Below are 19,963 nucleotides of genomic sequence, written 5' to 3' on the forward strand. Positions count from 1 at the left end.
GGGGTGGTTCACCTTCCGGTCCGGCTCGGGCGCTTGCGGAGCTTGGCGGTGCGGGCGCGGCGGCGCTCGCCGCGCGCGGAGACGTCTTCGGCGGGCTCGGCGGCCACCTGCGGCGCGCCGGGTTCGCCGAGAAGCGTGACGAACTCGGCGATGGTCGGTTTCTCGAACAGGCTCGCCGGGGCCAGTTCGACGCCGAACTCCTTGGCGACGCGGCCGATCAGCACCAGGCCGATCAGCGAAGTACCGCCGAGGTCGAAGAAGGGGTCGTGCACGCCGACCTGTTCCAGGCCGAGGCAGTCGCACCAGGCGGCGGCGACGCGCTCTTCGGCCGGGGTGCGCGGGGCGACGTACGCGGTGCGCAGATCGGGTCGCGGGTACCGCTCTCCGGTGGGGATCGCGGCGTCGGCGCCGACCAGCGCGTCGACCGAGCCCATCCGGGCCAGCGCGGCCAGCACGTCGGCCAGCGGGAGCGGCAGCACGGTCACCAGCGGCTCTCCGGAAGCGACGATCCGCGAGAGCAGTTCGGTGCCTTCTTCGGCGCCGATGCCGAACTCCTCACGGAACTTGCGGGAGCCCTCCTGCGCTTCGGCGGAACCCGAAAGCCCGGACGCCGTCCAGGCATCGAGCTGCCAGGGACCCCACGCGACCGAGACGACCTGCTTCGCGGGACCGCGTCCGCCCGCCGAGGCCGAGGCGACCCCGTCGAGGAAGGCGTTGGCCGCGGAGTAGTCGATCTCGCCGACGCCGACGGTGAGCGTCACCGTCGAGGAGTACAGGATCAGCAGGTCGACCGGTTCGACGCGCAGCGCCTCGGTCAGGGCCAGGGTGCCGTCGACCTTCGGCGCCAGCACCGCGGCCGCCTGCTCACGGGTCTTGTTCTGCAGCAGGCCACCACCGGCGACCCCGGCCGCGTGCACCACGCCGTCGAGGTAGCCGAAGTAACCGCGGACCTCCGCCAGCAGCGCCGCGGCCTCGCCGGGGGCACTGACGTCGGCGCGCAAGGTGAGGACGTCGGCGCCGAGGGCGCGCAGATCCCGGACCGCCAGCAGGACTTCGCTCGTGCGGTCATCCACGCCATGATCCCGGATCCAGTCGTCCCAGGTCTCCTCCGGCGGCAGCTCGGACCGGCCGGCCAACGCGAGGTTCATCCCCAGCGGCGCGAGCCGCCGGGCCAGCGCGAGACCGAGGACACCGAGCCCGCCGGTGATCAGGTAGGTACCACCGGGCTTCCAGGCCAGCGAGTCGTCGACCTCGGGCAGCTCGACGACGTCGAAGCCGCGCAGCCAGCGCCGTCCGCCGCGCCAGGCGGCGACCGCGACGCCGTCGACGGTGTCCACTGTGGACGCCGCCAGGAGGTCGAGCTCGTGCAGGGCCTGGGCGACCTTGTCCCCGGCGCGGTCGAAGTCCGCGTACTGCGCGTGGACCAGCGGGTACTCGGCGGCGATCGCGTCGGCCGTGGCGGCGATGGTCGGGGCGAAGGCGTCGGTGGCGTCCCCGCCGAGGACGTCGAAACCGTTGCGTCCCAACGCGAGCAGATCGACACGACGCCCGGCGCATTCGGCGCCGATTGCCTTGCCGAGCTCCAAGAGGCTGTAGAAGCCGGATTCGAGGCCGCCTGCGGTGAGCCCGAGGGCGTGCACGATCCGCAGCGGGCCGTCCCCGGCGAGCACCTGGCGGTCCATCTCGGAGGCGACCGTGACGCGGTGCCCGGCGGCCTCCGCGGCGACCGCGAAGTCGTCGGCGAAGGCACCCGGCTCGGCGAACAGGACCAGGTCCCCCGGCGTCGCGGGGACTCGGCGAGTGGTGTCCCGATGCCACGTCGGAGTGTGCGCGGCCAGACCGGCGCGAACCGGTGTCTCCGGCTCGGCGGCGGACATCTGGTCGAGCGACCAACCCGAGCCGCGCGAGGCGACCTCCGGCCAGTAGCGGGTGCGCTGGAAGCGGTAGCCGGGCAGCGAAACGAACCGGCGGTCCGGTCCCGCGCCGTCCGCCCAGCCGATCTCGACGCCGTGCTCCCACAGCGTGCCGAGCGCGGTCAGCCAGGCACGCCGTCCGGTACCGGCCACCGGCTCCGGCAGCAGGGAGACCACCGGCGTCTGCGGCAGGTAGCGTCCGGCCGCCTCGGCGCCGTCGTCGCCGAGCCCGGCTTCCACCAGGACTCCGGCGTACTTCGCCAAGGCCAGCAGGCCGTCTTCGAAGCGGTCGTCCGCGATCCGCCAGTGGGCCGGGTCCGCGGCCTCGGCGGCGGTGAGCACCGTGCCGGTGCGGGGCGAGATCACCGGCGCCGTGGGCGTTCCCACCCGTGGGACCGGCCCGCCGAGCGCGAGTTCGAGGCCTTCGGCGAGCCCGAACAACCCGCCCGCGACGGCGGCGACACATTCGCCGGTCCCGCGTCCGAGCACCACGGCCGGTTCGAGGCCCCATGCGGTCAGCAGCCGGCAGAAGGCGTACTCGACGGCGAAGACCACGGCTCGTTCGTCGGCCTCGGCCGTGCCGTAGAGCGCGCCGAGGAGGTCGGCCCGGCCGTCCAGCAGGGCGGCGCATTCGTCGATCGCGGCGCGGAACGCGAGTTCCGTGCGGTACAGCTCGTCGGTCGTGCCCTGCCAGGCGCGGCGGGTGCCGGGCAGCAGGAGACCGAAGCGCCGCTTGTCGGTGACGGCCGAGCCGCCGGTGACCGCGCGCAGTGCCGTGACGGCGTCGGCGTGGTCGCGCACCAGCACCGCCTTGCGGACCGGCAGTGCGCTACGCCCGGCCTGAGTCGTGAAGGCGACGTCGGCGAGTTCGAGGTCTTCGGTCAGGTGATCGGCCAAGGCCTCGGCGTTCGCGCGCAGCCCGGCTTCGCTCTGCCCGGACACCGTGAGCAGTTGCCATTCCGGGCCCGGCGCGGGCATCGGAGCGGGCGCCGCCTGATCGAGGACGAAGTGGACATTGGAGCCGGACCAGCCGAACGAGCTGACGCCCGCGCGCAGCACCCCGTCGGCGTTGGCCGGGAAGGGACGCGCCTCGGGGACCGGGCGGACCGTGCCGTCCACGGTGACCACCGAGTTCGGCGTGCTCAGGTGCAGGTTGCCCGGCAGGGTGCCGTGTTCCAGCGACAGCACGGTCTTGATCAGCCCGGCCATCCCCGCCGCGGCGAGCGTGTGGCCGACGTTCGTCTTGACGGCGCCGACGTAGAGCGGTTCGGGCGCGTTCCGCTCGCCGAAGATCTCACCGAGGGCGGTGAACTCGATCGCGTCGCCGAGTTGTGTGCCGGAGCCGTGTGCCTCGACGTAGCCGACCTCGTCGGGGGTGACCCCGGCGTCGGCGAGCGCCGCGCGGATGACCGCGTTCTGCGCCGCGCGGTTGGGTGCGGTGAGCCCGTTGCTGCGGCCGTCCTGGTTGGTCGCGGTGCCGCGGATGACCGCGCGGGTCCGCCTGCCCGGGCCGACCTCGCCCGCCCGGCGGAGCACCACGACGCCGCCGCCCTCGCCGATGACGTAGCCGTCGGCGCTCTCGTCGAAGGTCTTGGTGCGGCCGTCGGCGGCCAGCATGCTCATCTTGCAGGACTGGATGAACACGTCCGGGTTGATCATCGCCGAGGCCGCGCCGACGATCGCGATGTCGCATTCGCCGCGGCGGAGGCTCTGCACGGCCAGGTGCGCCGCGCTCAGCGCCGACGAGCAGGCGGTGTCGACGGTCAGACAGGGCCCGCGAAGGTCGAGCAGATGCGCGATGCGGCCGGCGGCGGCGGAAAGCGAGCTGCCGAGCCCGAAGTAGGGGTCGTCGGCCGCGTCCATGCCGTCGGCTTCGAGCTGCCGCATGCTGTACTGCATGGTGTCGATGAGTCCGGCGAACACGCCGGTGCGGCTGCCGCGCAGTTCGTCGGCGGTGAGCCCGGCGTCTTCGATGCCTTCCCACACCAGTTCCATGAGCAGGCGGAAGGTCGGGTCGAGCCTCCGCGCTTCCTGCGGAGAGAGGCCGAAGAACGCCGCGTCCCAGCCCGCGATGTCGTCGACGAACGCGCCCTGCTGCGTGTACGCCTTGCCCGGCGCGGTGCGGTCGGGGTCGTAGTAGTCGGCGGCGGTCCAGCGGTCCGGCGGCACCTCGCGGACCAGATCCTTGCCCTGGACGAGGTTCTCCCAGAACTTCTCCGGGGTGTCGCTGCCACCGGCGAAGCGGCAGGACAGACCGACGACGGCGACGTCCTGGCCCGCGGCGGCCGGTCCGGTGACGACGGTCCGCGGCTCCTGGGCCACAGGAGTGAGCGCGGCCAGCAGATGCGTGGCGAGCGCGGCCGGGGTCGCGTGGTCGAACACCATGGTCGGCGGCAGCGCAAGTCCGGTCTCGGTGTTGATCCGGCCGCGCAATTCGATGGCGGTGAGCGAATCGATACCCAGTTTCGTGAACTGCTGCCCGGCCGGGACACCGTCGGTGTGTCCGAGGACGGCGGCCGTGTGGGTCAGGACGAGTTCGGTGAGCACGCGTTCGCGTTCGGCCTCGGGCAGTCCGGCGAGCCGGGCTCGCCACGCGTCGGCGGCTTCGGCGCCTTCCTCGGCGCGGGCGGCTTCGGCCTCGGCGATGGCGACGACCTCGGGCAGGTCGGCCAGCAGCGGGCTCGGCCGCAGCGCGGCGAACGGTGGGGCGAACTTCTCCCAGGTCAGTTCGGCGACGGTCAGCACGGTCTCGTCCCGGTCCAGTGCCTGCCCGAGCGCGACCAGGCCGGTCTCCGGGGCCATGGCCGGGACGCCGAGACCACTGAGCAGTTCGTCGAGGTCCGCGCCGACACCCATGCCGACCTCGCCCCAGCGACCCCACGCGATCGACGTCGCGGGGAGCCCGTTCGCCCGGCGGCGCTGCGCGACCGCTTCGAGATGCGCGTTCGCGGCGCCGTAGGCACTTTGGACCGCGTTGCCGATGGAGGCGGCGATCGAGGAGAACAGGACGAAGGCGTCTAGGTCGAGCCCGTCGGTGAGCTCTTCGAGGTTGCGTGTTCCGGCGACCTTCGGGCGGAGGACGTCGGCGTAGCGCGTGCGGTCCATCGACTCGATGAGACCGAGTTCGAGCACGCCGGCGAGGTGGAAGACCGCGCGAAGATCGCCGCGGATCGGCTCGATGACGGCGGCGAGGGCGTCGCGGTCGGCGACGTCGCAGGCGGCGATGGTGACGCGATCCCCGGCCAGTTCGGCCGCGCCGGGAGCGTCTTCTCCGTGGCGGGAAACGAGAACGACGTGGTCGGCGCCGTGGTCGGCCAGCCACCGGGCGACGATCCCGCCGAGTCCGCCGGTGCCGCCGGTGACGAGCACGGTGCCGCGCGGCTGCCAGGACCGCTGGGGCTCGGCGGGCTCGGCGTGAGCGAGCCGCCTGCCGAACGCGCCAGCGGCCCGGACGGCGACCTGGTCCTCGCCGCGAGGGCCGGTGAGGACGCCGCGCAGCAAGGCGACGGTCCGCTCCCCCGCCTCGGCCGGGACGTCGACGAGGCCGCCCCACGCTTGCGGGTTCTCCAGCGCCGCCGCCCGGCCGAAGCCCCACAGCTGGGCCTGGGCAGGCGAATCCGGCGCGTCGTGGGCGCCGGTCGAGACCGCGCCCCGGGTGAGCGTCCACAGTGGACCTTGCGGGTCGCGGGCGGTCAGCTCCCGCACCAGGGTCATCGTGGCCTCGGCGCCGAACGAGAGTCCGTCGGTCTCGGTCTCGTCGAGGGCCAGCAAGGACAGGATGCCGTCGAAGGTCTCGTCCGGCAGTTCCACACGATCGGGCTGCTCGACGACGAGCCGCCGCACCTCGGCACCGGCCAGTGCCTCGACGGCGGTCTCGATCCACGGGTGCTCGCGAGACGACGTGACGAGCAGCCAGCGCCCGGTGGCCGCGGTCGTCGCGGGGGTGAACGGCTGCCAGCGGACATGGTAGGCCAGCGAAGCCGCCTCGGCCGACAGCGACCGAGCGCGGCGGTAGCGAGACAGCGCGGGCAGGACGGTGCCGAGCGGCGCTTCGACGTCGGACAGCTTCAGTTCGGCGGCGAACTCGCCGACGTCGCCGGATTCGACGACCGACCAGAACCGGCCGTCCTCGGCGGCGACCACGCCCGCGCCCGGGTCTTCCAGCCAGAAACGCTTGCGCTGGAAGGGGTACGTCGGCAGCGGGACGACCCGCGCACCGCTGCCATCGAGGTAGGCGGCCCAGTCGACACGGGCGCCGTGGGCGTGGATCAGGCCCAGCGCGGCGACGAGCGTGGCGGCCTGGTCGCGGTCCTTGCGCTGGGCCGCGGCGAACACAACGCCTTCAGGGCGGACCGACCGGCCCATCGGGGTGAGCGCGGCGTCCGGACCGAGTTCGAGGAAGGTCGTGACGCCTTCGCCGTGCAGGGTTTCCACCGCGTCGGCGAATCGGACGGTCCCGCGGACGTGCTCGGCCCAGTACGCCGGATCCGTGAGGCGGTCGGCGAGCTCGCCGGTCAGGGTCGAGACGACCGGGATCGCGGGCTCGCGGAAGGTCAGGGTCCGCGCGACGGCGGCGAAGTCGGCGAGCATCGGCTCCATCAGCGCCGAGTGGAAGGCGTGGGACACCGAAAGCCGGGTCGTGCGGCGGCCGGGGAAGCGTTCCGCGACGGCGGTGGTCGCTGCCTCGGCGCCGGACAGGACGACCGCGCGGGGGCCGTTGACCGCCGCGAGGGCGACGTCGGCCGACAGGTACGGGCGGACCTCGTCTTCGGTCGCCTCCAGCGCGATCATCGCCCCGCCGTCGGGCAATGCCTGCATCAACCGGCCGCGAGCAGCGACCAGGCGAGCCGCGTCCTCCAGTGAAAGCACCCCGGCGATGTGGGCGGCCGCGATCTCGCCGACCGAATGCCCGGCGAGGAAGTCGGGGGTCACACCCCAGGACGCGACGAGCCGGAAGAGGGCGACCTCGAACGCGAACAGGGCGGGCTGGGCGAATTCGGTGCGGTCCAGGCGCGCCGCGTCGGTGCCGAAAACGACGTCCCGGACTCCGGGCAGGTGTGCGCAGGCCTCGTCGAAGGCCTCGGCGAACACCGGGAAACACTCGTGGAGACGGCGGCCCATGCCGAGCCGCTGTGAACCCTGGCCGGTGAACAGCACGGCCAGCCGTCCCGCGGTGTCGCTGCCGGTGACCGGACCCGCTTCGCCGCCCGCAAGGGCGCGGAGACCGGCAGTCAGCTCGGCGCGGTCGGCACCGGTGACGACCGCGCGGTGCTCCATGGTGGCGCGGGTGGTGGCCAGCGAGAACGCGACGTCGGCCGGTTCGGCGCCCGATTCGTCCACAGTGGACAACAGGGCGGCGGCCTGCGCGCGGACGGCGGCGGGCGAGGCGCCGGACAGCACGTACGGAACCACCGGCGGCGCCACGATCTCGCGGTCCTCGGCGGGCGTTTCGGCAGGCTGCTCCAGGATGACGTGCGCGTTGGTGCCGCTGATCCCGAACGACGACACGCCCGCGCGGCGCGGCCGGTCCGTCGCGGTCCACGGGCGGGCCTCGGCGAGCAGTTCCACCGCGCCGGCGGACCAGTCCACGTGCGGCGACGGCGCGTCGACATGCAGCGTCGCGGGCAGCGTGGCGTGGCGCATCGCCTCGACCAGTTTGACGATGCCGGCGAGACCGGCGGCGGCCTGGGTGTGGCCGATGTTGGACTTCACCGAACCCAGCCACAGCGGGGTTTCGCGGTCGCGACCGTAGGTGGCCAGCAGGGCCTGCGCCTCGATCGGGTCACCCAGCGCGGTCCCGGTGCCGTGCGCCTCGACGACGTCCACAGTGGACGCTTCGATACCGGCGTTCGCGAGCGCGGCGCGGATCACGCGTTGCTGCGACGGGCCGTTCGGCGCGGTCAGGCCGCTGGAGGCGCCGTCGGAGTTGACCGCGCTGCCGCGGACGAGAGCAAGGACCGGATGGCCGTTGCGGCGCGCGTCGGAAAGCCGCTCCAGCACCAGCATCCCGGCGCCCTCGGCCCAGTTGGTGCCGTCGGCGGCGGCCGCGAACGGTTTGCAGCGACCGTCCGGCGCGAGCCCCCGCTGCCGCGAGAACTCGACGAACGCACCGGGCGTCGCCATCACCGTGACACCGCCCGCGAGCGCCAGCGTGCATTCCCCCGACCGCAGCGCGCGGGCGGCGAGGTGGACCGCGACCAGCGACGACGAGCATGCCGTGTCGATCGACACCGACGGCCCTTCGAGACCGAGCGCGTAGGAGACGCGGCCCGACACGACGCTGCCCGAGGTACCGATGCCGAGGTAGCCCTCGTGCTCTTCGGGTAGCGCGGTCAGTCGTGACGCGTAATCGGTGAACCCGACCCCGGCGAACACCCCGGTGGCGCTGCCCTTGAGCGAATGCGGGTCGATCCCGGCCCGCTCGACGGCTTCCCACGCCGTCTCCAGCAGCAAGCGCTGCTGCGGGTCGGTCGCCTCGGCCTCCCTCGGCGAGATGCCGAACAGCTCGTTGTCGAATTCCGCGGCGTCGTGCAGGAACCCGCCCTCGCGGACGTAACTGGTGCCGGGCACGGAAGGGTCGAGATCGTGGATCGCGTCGGTGTCCCAGCCGCGGTCGGCCGGGAACGGCGAGATCGCGTCACCACCGCCGTCGACCAGCTCCCACAGCTGTTCCGGGGTGCGGACACCGCCGGGGAACCGGCAGCTCATCGCGACGATCGCGATGGGCTCGGTCTCCTTCTCCCGCGCGTCCGCCAGCTCGCGGCGGCTCTCCCGCAGGTCGGCCGCCATCCGCTTGAGGTAGTCGACGTACTGCTCTTCCGAAGGCATGTCACGGCTCCTCAATGTCTGTAGTGAACCCGCGACCGCGATCGACGTCGGCAGGGCGCTGCCTGGTCGTCCACGTCACGAGCGGGGGAAAGGCGCCCTGCCACCGCGGTAGCGGGGCTTGCGGCCGATGCGGGTTCACGCGTCTGGTCACCTTTCCGAGAGATGTGTCAGCTCCGCCGGCTGGCTCCTGAATGGGACGAGGGCGGTCTCAGCGCGGGCCGAATTCGTCGTCGATCAGCGCGAGGAGGTCGTCCGGTGAAGCGGCGTCGAGGTCCGCGTGGGCGGGTTTCTTCGCCGCCCATGCCGACACCAGCCGCTTCAGCCGTCCGTCGATCTCCGCGTCGCCGGGGTCGGCGCCGTCGAGCAGGGCTTCGAGCCGGGTGATCTGCTCGGTCACCGCGGCGGCCGCGCCGGTCTCGGGGGCGAGTTCGGTCTGGAGGTACTTCGCCAGCGCGTCCGGCGCCGGGTAGTCGAAGACGACCGTCGTGGGCAGGGTGAGGCCGATCGCGGCGGCCAGCGCGGTCCGGAACTCGACCGCGGTGAGCGAGTCGAACCCGAGGTCGAGGAAGCCGCGCCCGGGGGCGATCGCGGCCGCCCCGGCGTGCCCGAGCACGGCCGCGGCCTGCCCGCGCACCAGGTCGAGCAGCGCGCGTTCCTGCTCCGCTTCGGCGAGCCCGGCGAGCTTGGCCCGCAGCGCGCCGGCGTCGGCCGCCGCGGCGGTGCGCCGGACCGCGGGCACCAGGTCGCGCAGGACAGCCGGCAGCTGTCCGGCCGCGGCGGCGTCGGCGAGACCGGCCTTGTCGAGTTTCACCGGGACCGAGGCGGCCACGTCCGCGGCCAGTGCGGCGTCGAACAACGCCAGGCCCTCGTCCGTGCTCAGTGCGGGGAAACCGTTGCGGCTCAAGCGTTGCCCTGCCTGAGTGCCGAGGGCGCCGCCCATGCCGTCCGCCCAGCGGCCCCAAGCCAGCGAGCGGGCGGGCAGGCCGAGTGCCCGGCGGTGCACGGCGAGACCGTCGAGGAAGGCGTTGGCGGCGGCGTAGTTGCCCTGACCCGCGTTGCCGAAGACCCCGGCGGCCGAGGAGAACAGGACGAACGCCGCGAGTTCGTGCCCCTTGGTCAGCTCGTGGAGGTGCCAAGCCGCGGCGGCCTTGGGATCGAACACGGTGGCGAGCCGTTCCGGGGTGAGCGCGCCGACGAGACCGTCGTCGAGGACGCCCGCCGCGTGCACGACCCCGCTCAGCCGGGGGATCCCGGCCAAGAGGCCTTCGACGGCGGTGCGGTCGGCGACGTCGCACGCTTCGACGCGGACGTGCGCGCCGAGAGCCGTCAACTCGCCGGACAACTCGGTCGCGCCCGGGGCGTCGGGACCGCGGCGGCTGGTGAGCACCAGTTCCGTGACGCCGTGCGCCCGCACCAGGTGCCGCGCTAGCTGGGCGCCGAGCCCACCGGTGCCGCCGGTGACGAGCACCGCTCCCCCGGCCAGCACCGGAGTCTCGGTGGTGTGAGCACGCACCAGCGAGAGCTTCGGCGCGTACAACTTGCCTTCTCGCACCAGCAATTGGTCTTCGCCGGTGGCCAGCGCCTTGCCGAGGAGCGTGGTGTCACCGTCGCCGTCGACGAGGACGAACCGGCCCGGGTTCTCCGACTGCGCCGCGCGTACCAGGCCCCAGACCGCGGCGGCCGCCGGATCGGCACCGTCCTCTTCGGACAGTGCGACGGCGCCGGCGGTCAGGACGACCAGCCGGGTGCCCGCGTACGCCGGGTCCTGGAGCGCGGTGAGCACGGTCGCCGCGGCCGAACGCGCCGCGTCGGCCACGTCACCGGCCGGTTCGGCGAGTTCCAGGACCACGGCGCCGGGCAGCTCGGCGCCGACGTCTTCGAGACGGGACCAGGACAGCTCGGCGCCACCCGCCGGGACCGGCGACCAGACGATCCGGTGCAGCGACTCGCTCGGTGTCGTCACCGCGGCCGGGCGCTCCCCGAAGGTCACCTCGGCGGACAGCACCGGGGCGCCCGCGAGGTCGAACACCGCCAGCTCCCCCGGCGGGCTCAGGTGAGCCCGGACGGCGGTGGCGCCGGTGGCGTGCAGGGTCACGTTCCGCCAGGCGACCGGCCAGCCGCGTCCGGCGAGGACCGGGTCGAGCAGGCTCGGGTGCAGGCCGTACAGCTGCGCGGAGTCGTCCGGCAGGGTCAGCTCGGTCAGCGGCCCGTCCGGGGCCGACGGCGCCGGGACCGGGGTGGTGACCAGGAATCCGGTTCCGTGCCGTCGCCAGCCCAGGCCGGCGCGGGTGTGGATCGAGACCGGGCGGCGGCCGTCGCTCTCGGCACCGACGGCGACCTGGACCTCGCGGTCCCCGGTCAGCGGTGCCTCGACCGCGAATTCGGCCAGGGTGCCCGCGCCTGCCTCGTCACCGGCGCGGATCGCCAGTTCGACCAGCAGGGTGTCCGAGGCGTCGGCGGGGAGGACGCCGGTGCACAGGACCGAGCCGTCGTCCGCCGACGTCACGGCGTTGGCCAGCACCGGATGGCGCAGGCCGCCGGCGACGCGCGCCACGGCGGGTTCGCGCAGCCAGTACCGCTCGTGCTGGAAGGCGTAGGTCGGCAGGTCGACGACACGCGGTTTCGCGGGGGCGAAGAACGCGGCCCAGTCGACGTCGATCCCGCGGACGTGCAGGCGGGCCAGCGCGGTGACCGCCGTCGCCGGCTCGTCCTTGTCGTCACGCAGGGCGGGGATCGCCTCGCCGAATCCCGCGGCCAGTGCCGAAAGCACCGCCGCCGGGCCGATTTCGAGGTAGGTGGTCACGTTTTCGGCGGAGAGCGCGGTCAGCGCGTCGGCGAACCGGACCGGCTCCCGCACGTGCCGCACCCAGTACGCGGGGTCGGTCAGCTCGGTGGCGACGGCGCCGGTGACGGCCGAGACGACCGGGATCGACGGCTCGGCATAGGTCAGGCTCCGCGCGACTTCCGCGAAGTCGTCGAGCATCGGGTCCATGAGCGGCGAGTGGAACGCGTGGGAGACGTCGAGCCGCTTCACCTTGCGGCCGCGGTCCTCCAGCGCCGACGCGGCCGCCAGCACCGGCCCCTCCGCGCCCGAGAGCACGACGGCGTCCGGGCCGTTGACCGCCGCGACGGCCACGCCGAACTCGGCCACTTCGGCTTCGGTGGCCTGCACGGCGACCATCGCGCCGCCTTCGGGCAGCGCCTCCATCAGCCTGCCTCGCGCCTCGACCAGCTTTGCCGCGTCCTCCAGTGAGAACACGCCTGCGACGTGCGCGGCGGCGATCTCGCCGATCGAGTGCCCGGCGACGAAGGCCGGGCGCGCACCCCACGACTCGAAGAGCCGGTGGAGCGCGACCTCCAAAGCGAAGATCGCTGGTTGGGCGGTCCCGGTCCGGCTCAGGTCGCCGTCGAGCGGGAGCAGCGCCGCGATTTCGTCGTAAGCCTTGGCGAAGGCGGGGAAGGCTTCGTAGAGTCCCTGCCCCATGCCGAGTCGCTGCGAGCCTTGGCCGGTGAACAGGAAGGCGAGACGGCCAGGCACGGGTTCGCCCGAAGCCAGCGTCCGCAGGCCCGCGCCGGGATCGCCGACGACGACCGCGCGGTACTGGTGCTGGGTACGCGTGGTGGCGAGCGAGTAGCCGGTGTCCACAGTTACATCCACAGTGGACAGACGTGAAATCTGCGCCGCCAGCGCCTCCGGCGTGCGCCCGGAAATCAGCAACGGCAGGACCGGCAGGGTTCCCGAAGGCTCGGGCTCGGGTTCGGCCGGAGCCTGTTCGAGGACGACGTGGGCGTTGGTGCCGCTGATGCCGAACGACGACACCCCGGCGCGGCGCGGGCCACCGGTCTCGGGCCACGGCGTCTGCTCGGTGAGCAGCGAGATATCCCCGGCAGTCCAGTCGACGTGGGGCGTCGGCTCGTCCACGTGCAGGCTCGCCGGGACGATCCCGTGGTTCATCGCCTCGACCATCTTGATGATCCCGGCGACCCCGGCCGCGGCCTGCGTGTGGCCGATGTTGGACTTGACCGAACCGAGCAGCAGCGGCCGCTCGCGGTTCTGGCCGTAGGTCGCGAGCAGCGCCTGCGCTTCGATCGGGTCGCCCAGCGGAGTGCCCGTGCCGTGCGCTTCGACGACGTCCACAGTGGACGCCTCGACCCCGGCGTTCGCCAGCGCCGACCGGATCACGCGCTGCTGCGAAGGTCCGTTGGGAGCGGTGAGCCCGTTGGACGCGCCGTCCTGGTTGACCGCGGAACCCTTGACGACCGCGAGGACGCGGTGCCCGTTGCGGCGGGCGTCGGAAAGACGCTCCAGCACCAGGACCCCGACGCCTTCGGCCCAGTTCGTGCCGTCGGCGGTCCCGGCGAACGGCTTGCAGCGGCCGTCGGGCGCCAGCCCGCGCTGCCGCGAGAACTCGACGAACATGTCCGGCGAGGCCATCACGTTGACGCCGCCCGCCAGCGCCAGCGTGCACTCCCCCGACCGCAGCGACTGCGCCGCCAGGTGCACGGCGACCAGCGAAGACGAGCAAGCGGTGTCGACGGAGACGGCCGGGCCTTCCAGCCCCAGCGAGTAGGCGACGCGGCCGGAGACGACGCTGCTGAAGGACGCGGTGCCGAGGAAACCCTCGACCTGCTCGGGAATCGCGCTCAGCCGCGAGATGTAGTCGTTGGACAGGGCACCCGCGTAGACACCGGTGCTGGTGCCGCGCAGGGTGGCCGGGTCGATCCCCGCCCCCTCCAGCGCCTCCCACGCGGTCTCGAGCACCTGGCGCTGCTGCGGATCCATCGCCAGCGCTTCCCGCGGTGAGATCCCGAAGAACTCGGCGTCGAAATCGCCCGCGTTGTACAGAAAGGCGCCCTCGGACGCGTAGGTGGTGCCGCGGTGATCGGGGTCCGGATGGAACAGCGAGTCCAGCGGCCAGTCGCGGTCGGCCGGGAAGTCCCCGACGCCGTCGCGGCCCTCGGCGACCAGCTGCCAGAGCTCGGCGGGTGAGGTGACCTCGCCCGGGTACCGGCAGCCCATGCCGACGATGACGACCGGATCGTCGTGGATACCGGCCCCGGTCGTGGCGGGGGTGACCGCGACCGGGGCCGGCGTCTCGTCCCCGACGAGTTCGCCGCGCAGGAAGATCTTCAGCGCGTCGGGCGTCGGGTGGTCGAAGACGAGCGTCGCGGGCAGCCGGAGACCGGTGGCGGCGCCGAGACGGTTGCGCAGTTCGACCGCGGTGAGCGAGTCGAAGCCGATTTCGTTGAACGCGCGGGTCGCGGCGATCCCGGCCGCGTCGGCGTGCCCGAGGACCAGCGCGACCTCGCGGCGCACCAGGTCCAGCAGGAGTTCGTCCCCGTCCGGCGCCGACAGCCCGGCGAGCTTGCGCCGCAGTTCACCCGCCTGCTCGGCGGTGGCGGTCTTCGCCTTGGCGCGGCCGGAACCACCGACGAGCGCGCGGATCAGCGGGGAGATCGGGGCGTCGCTACCGCGTACGGTCGCACGGTCGAATTTGAGGCCGAGCAGGACGGCGTGATCGAGGCCGACCGCGCGGTCGAACATCGCCAGGCCCTCTTCGGGGTCGATCGGCGGGAAACCGCTGCGGCGCATACGTTCTTCGCCCGCGTCGCCGAGTTCGCCCTTCATCCCGCCCGACCACAGTCCCCACGCGATGGACTGCGCGGCCAGTCCTTCGGCGCGACGCCGGGTGGCGAGGCCGTCGAGGAAGGCGTTGGCGGCGGCGTAGTTGCCCTGGCCGGGGTTGCCGAGCACACCGGCGGCGGAGGAGAACTGGACGAACCAGCGCAGCGGCAGCTCCGCGGTCAGCTCGTGCAGATGCCAGGCGGCATCGGCCTTCGGGGCGAGGACACGGTCGAGACGTTCGGGATTCAGCGCGTCGATCGGGGCGTCGTCGAGAACACCGGCCGCGTGGACGACGGCGGTCAGCGGGTGCTGCGCAGGGATCGCGGCCAGCAGCGCGGCGACGGCTTCGCGGTCCGCGCTGTCGCACGCGGCGATGGTGACGGTCGCGCCCAGCGCGGTCAGCTCTTCGGACAGCTCAGCCGCGCCCGGAGCGTCCGGGCCGCGGCGGCTGGTCAGGAGCAGATGCCGGACGCCGTACTCGGCGATCAGATGTTCGGCGAGCAGGGCGCCGAGGCCACCGGTGCCGCCGGTGATCAGGACGGTGCCGCCGGGCTCCGGTCCGCGCGGGATGGTGAGCACGACCTTGCCGATGTGCTTGGCCTGGCTGAGCAACCGGAACGCCTCCGGTGCGCGGCGGACGTCCCAGACGTGACGCGGCAACGGCCTCAGGACACCACTCGCGAACAACTCCAGCACTTCGGCCCACATGCGGGAGAACTGCTCGGGGCCGGCTTCGATGAGGTCGTAGGGCCGGTAGTGCACACCGGGGTGCCGCGCGGCGACCTCGCCGGGGTCACGCAGTCCGGCCTTGCCCATCTCCAGGAACCGGCCGCCACGCGGCAGCAGCCGCAGGGAGGCGTCGACGAAGTCACCGGTGAGCGCGTCGAGGACGACGTCGACCCCGCGGCCTTCGCTGGTGGCGAGGAAGTGCTGTTCGAAGTCGAGGGTGCGGGAGTTCGCGATGTGGCCGTCGTCCAGCCCGGCTTCGCGCAGCACGTGCTGTTTCGCGGGGCTGGCGGTGCTGTAGACCTCGGCGCCGAGGTGACGGGCGATCTGGATCGCGGCCATACCGACACCGCCGGCACCCGCGTGGACCAGGACGGACTCCCCCGCCTTCAGTCCGGCGAGTTCCTTGAGGCCGAAGTAGGCGGTGAGGAACACCAGCGGCACGGACGCGGCTTCCTCGTCCGTCCAGTTCTCGGGGATACGAGCGCACATCGAGCGCTGCGCGGTGGTGATGGAGCCGATGCCGCCGATCGCGACACCCATCACGCGGTCGCCGGGAGCCAGATCGTCCACTTCGGACCCGGTTTCCAGAACAACGCCGGCGATCTCGTTGCCGAGCGGCCCGGGCTCGCCTTCGAACATGCCGAGGACGTTGAGCGCGTCGCGGAAGTTGAGACCCGCGGCGGCGACGGCGACCCGGATATGCCCGGGTTTGAGGGGTTCCAGGGCCTGCGGGCAGGGCTCGAGCCGCAGCTCCTCCAGCGTTCCGCGGGCCGCCATGCCGAGCCGCCACGCGGGTTCGGCGGGCGGGCTGAGCTCGTCGGTACCGGGCATCGGGCCGAGCCGAAGCGCGGCGAACACACCGTCGCGCAAGGTCAGCTGGGGTTCGCCGGTCGCCAGCGCGGCGGTGAGTTCGGATTCGGTCAGGTCGCCGGTCTCGGTGTCGACGAGGACGACCCGGCCGGGGAGTTCGCTCTGCGCGGAGCGGCCGAGCCCCCAGACCGCGGCGGCGGCCGGATCGACCCGGCCGGGGCCGATGGCGGCGCAGGTGACGAGGACGAGTTTCGCGTCGGCGAAGCGGTCTTCAGTGGAGAATTGCTGCAGGACGGCGAGGACCTCGCGGGTGGCGATACGGACACCCGCCGGGTCGGTGAACACCGGGAGCACGACCACCGGCGGAACGGCGCCGCCGCCGACCCGCCCGTGATAGGCCCACTCGACCGGCGCCGGTTCGGCCGGGGTGGGCAGTGGCGTCCAGTCGAGGCGGAACAGCGAGTCGAGACCGGGGGCCGCCGAGGTGACGGGGGCAAGTTCGCGCAGGGTCAGGGAGCCGATGGTGACGACCGGTGTTCCCGTTCCGTCGGCGGCGCGCAGGGTGACGGCGCCGGACGGTCCCGGCGTGAGCTTCAGCCGCAGCGCGGACGCGCCGGTGGCGTGCAGGGTGACGTCCTGCCAGTGGAACGGCAGCTTGGCGCCGCCCGGTTCCCCGGCCAGCAGGCCGATCGAGTGCAGACCGGCGTCCAGGAGCGCGGGGTGGAGACCGAAGCGCTCGACGTCGGCCTTCGCGGTGTCTTCCGGCAGCGCGGTCTCGGCGAAGATCTCCTCACCCAGCCGCCAAGCGGCCTTGAGTCCTTGGAAGACCGGGCCGTATTCCAGTCCGGCGGCGGCGAACACCGGGTAGACGTCGGCGACGTCGATCGAGACGGCGTCACGGGGCGGCCACTCGGCGAGGTCGAAACCGGCGGCCGGGGCCTGCGGTACCAAGGTCCCCGAACCGTGCAGCGTCCAGGCACCTTCCCCGGCGCGCGAGTACACGGCGACGGCCCGACGGCCGCTCTCGTCCGGCCCGGCCACGACGACCTGGACGTCCAGCGGACCCGAAAGCACCATCGGCTCGCGCAGGGTGAGTTCTTCCAGGTGCGCGCAGCCGGCTTCGTCACCGGCTCGCAGCGCGAGCTCGACCAGGGCCGTACCCGGCACGATGACGGTGCCCGCGACCGCGTGATCGGAAAGCCAGGGATGGGTGGACGGCGAGATCCGGCCGGTCAGCACGACCCCGGCGCCATCGGCGAGCGGGACGGCCGCGCCGAGCAGCGGGTGAGCGGCGTCGGCCAGGCCGAGCCCGCCCGGGTCGCCCGCGCCACGGCCACCGCGCAGCCAGTAGTTCTCGCGCTGGAACGGGTACGTGGGCAGATCGACCGTACGGGCCCCGGTGCCCTCGTAGAACGCGGTCCAGTCGACGCGGGCGCCGCGGACGTGCAGTTCGGCGAGCACGGTCATCGCCGTCTGGGCTTCGGCACGGTCCTTGCGCAGCACCGGGACGACGAGAGTGCCTTCAGGAGGGAGGGTCCGCGCGGCCATCCCGGCCAGCACCGCGTCCGGCCCGATCTCGACGAACCGGGAAACCCCCTCGCCGCGCAGGAATCCGACGCCGTCGGCGAACCGCACCGGCTGCCGGACGTGGCGCGGCCAGTAGCCGGGCACGGTGACCTCGCCGGGACCGGCGAGGCGGCCGGTCACGTTGGACACCACGGGGATCGACGGTGCCCCGTGCGGGATCCCCTCGGCGATGGCGCCGAATTCGGCGAGCATGCCGTCCATCCGCGCGGAATGCGACGCGTGGGAGATGTTGAGCCGCTTGATCTTCCGGCCGCGTTCGGCGAATTTCGCGGCGAGGGCCTCGGCCGCGGCCTCCTCCCCGGAGACGACGACCGAGTCGGGGGCGTTGAGCGCGCCGATTTCCAGACCGTCGGTCAGTTCGGCGGCGACCTCCTCTTCGGTGGCCTGGATGCCGATCATCGCGCCGCCCGGCGGCTGGGCCTCCATCAGGCGTCCGCGCGCGGTGATCATCCGCGCGGCACCGGCCAGGTCCCAGACCCCGGCGACCTGGGCCGCGGCCAGCTCACCGGCGGAATGGCCGACGACGTAGTCCGGGTGCACACCCCACGACTCCAGCAGCCGGAAGAGCGCGACCTGCACGGCGAACATCGCGGGCTGCGCGAAGGTCATCCGGTCGAGCAGCTTCTGGTCGTCGCCGAAGACGACGTCGGCCAGCGGGCGGTCGAGGTGCGGGTCGAGGGCGGCGCACGTCTCGTCGAAGGCGGCGCGGTAGGCGGGGAAGGTGTCGTACAGCTCGCGGCCCATGCCGCAGCGCTGGGCACCCATGCCGGAGAACAGGAACGCGGTGCGCCCGAGCAGCGGTTCGCCGGTGACGACGCCGGGTGCGGGCTCTCCCTCGGCGAGCGCGGCCAGCCCGGCCGCGAGGTCTTCCCGGGTGCCGCCGACGATCGCGGCACGCGACTCCAGCGCGGTGCGCGTGGTCGCCAGCGACCAGCCGAGATCGAGCGGATCGAAGGTGTCCACCGTAGACAGGAGCTGCGCGGCGGCGGCTTTCAGCGCGGCGGGGCCGCGAGCCGAAAGGGGCCACGTCTGGACGGCGGGCGGAGTCCGCTCCGGCTCGGCGTCCTCAGCCGAAGGGGCCTGCTCCAGGATGACGTGCGCGTTGGTGCCGCTCATGCCGAAGGACGACACCCCGGCGCGGCGCGGGCGGTCGCCGGTCTCCCACGGCCGGGGTTCGGTGAGCAGTTCGACGGCTCCGGCCGTCCAGTCGACGTGCGGGGAGGGCTCGTCGACGTGGAGGGTGCGGGGCAGCACGCCGTGCCGCATGGCCTCGACCATCTTGATGATCCCGGCGACCCCGGCCGCGGCCTGGGTGTGCCCGATGTTCGACTTGACCGAACCGAGCCACAGCGGGGTTTCCCGCTCACGACCGTAGGTGGCCAGCAGCGCCTGCGCCTCGATCGGGTCGCCCAGCGTCGTGCCGGTGCCGTGCGCCTCCACGGCGTCGACGTCGGCGGCGGTCAGCTTCGCGTTCTTCAGCGCGGCACGGATGACACGTTGCTGGGCCGGCCCGTTGGGCGCGGTCAGGCCGTTGGACGCGCCGTCCTGGTTCACCGCCGTTCCCCTGAGGACGGCGAGGATCCGATGCCCGTTGCGGCGCGCGTCGGACAGCCGCTCCAGCAGGAGCATGCCCGCGCCCTCGCCCCAGCCGGTGCCGTCCGCGCCGGCGGCGAACGCCTTGCAGCGCCCGTCCGGCGCCATCCCGCGCTGGCGTGAGAACTCGACGAACGTCTCCGGCGTGGCCATCACCGTGACGCCGCCGGCCAGTGCGAGCGAGCACTCCCCCGACCTCAGCGCGTGCGCCGCGAGGTGGACCGCCACCAGCGAAGACGAACACGCCGTGTCGATCGTGACCGCCGGGCCTTCCAGCCCGAGGGTGTAGGAGAGCCGCCCCGACAGCACGCTGTTGGACGAGCCGGTGCCGAGAAAACCTTCGACCTCTTCGGATTCGCCGTCGAATCCGGAGACGTACTCGGTGCGCATGGCCCCGGCGAACACCCCGGTGGCGCTGCCCTTCAGCGCCGCCGTGTCCAGCCCGGCCCGTTCGAAGGTCTCCCAGGTGACCTCCAGCAGCAACCGCTGCTGCGGGTCCATCGCGAGCGCTTCCCGCGGCGAGATCCCGAAGAAGCCCGCGTCGAATTCCCCGGCGTCGTGCAGGAATCCGCCCTGGTCGCTGTAGCTGGTGCCCCGGTGTTCCGGGTCCGGGTGGTAGAGCCCGTCGGTGTCCCAGCCCCGGTTCGCCGGGAATCCCGTCATCCCGTCCCCGCCGCCGTCGACGAGGTCCCACAGTCCTTCCGGCGAGGTGACCCCGCCCGGGAAGCGGCAGGCCATGCCGATCACGGCCAACGGTTCCGAGCCGCTTTCCTCGGCCTCTCGCAGACGGCGCCGCGTCTCGCGCAGTTCGGCGGTCAGTCGCTTGAGGTAGTCGAGCGTCCGCTCGTCGGTCGTCATGACGGTGGTCCTCCTCGCG

2 protein-coding genes are annotated in these 19,963 nt (G+C 73.1%); both read right to left on the reverse strand.

What is annotated here, in order from left to right; translation table 11 throughout:
• Positions 1-8 precede the first annotated feature (8 nt).
• A complete protein-coding gene (locus LCL61_RS30860) occupies positions 9-8,741 on the reverse strand; it encodes a type I polyketide synthase (protein ID WP_340683025.1) in 8,733 nt (2,910 codons plus the stop codon).
• Between the two features lie 208 nt (positions 8,742-8,949).
• Positions 8,950-19,944, reverse strand: a complete 10,995-nt coding sequence (locus tag LCL61_RS30865; protein WP_340683026.1) for an SDR family NAD(P)-dependent oxidoreductase — start codon at positions 19,942-19,944, stop codon at positions 8,950-8,952.
• Positions 19,945-19,963: the final 19 nt, after the last annotated feature.

Origin of the sequence: Amycolatopsis coloradensis (genome assembly GCF_037997115.1) — a bacterium.
Taxonomy (GTDB): domain Bacteria; phylum Actinomycetota; class Actinomycetes; order Mycobacteriales; family Pseudonocardiaceae; genus Amycolatopsis; species Amycolatopsis coloradensis_A.

Excerpts from the sequence above, each read along its gene's own strand:
- LCL61_RS30860 (WP_340683025.1), bottom strand. The coding sequence starts at position 8,741 with ATGCCTTCGGAAGAGCAGTACGTCGACTACCTCAAGCGGATGGCGGCC.
- LCL61_RS30865 (WP_340683026.1), bottom strand. The coding sequence starts at position 19,944 with ATGACGACCGACGAGCGGACGCTCGACTACCTCAAGCGACTGACCGCC.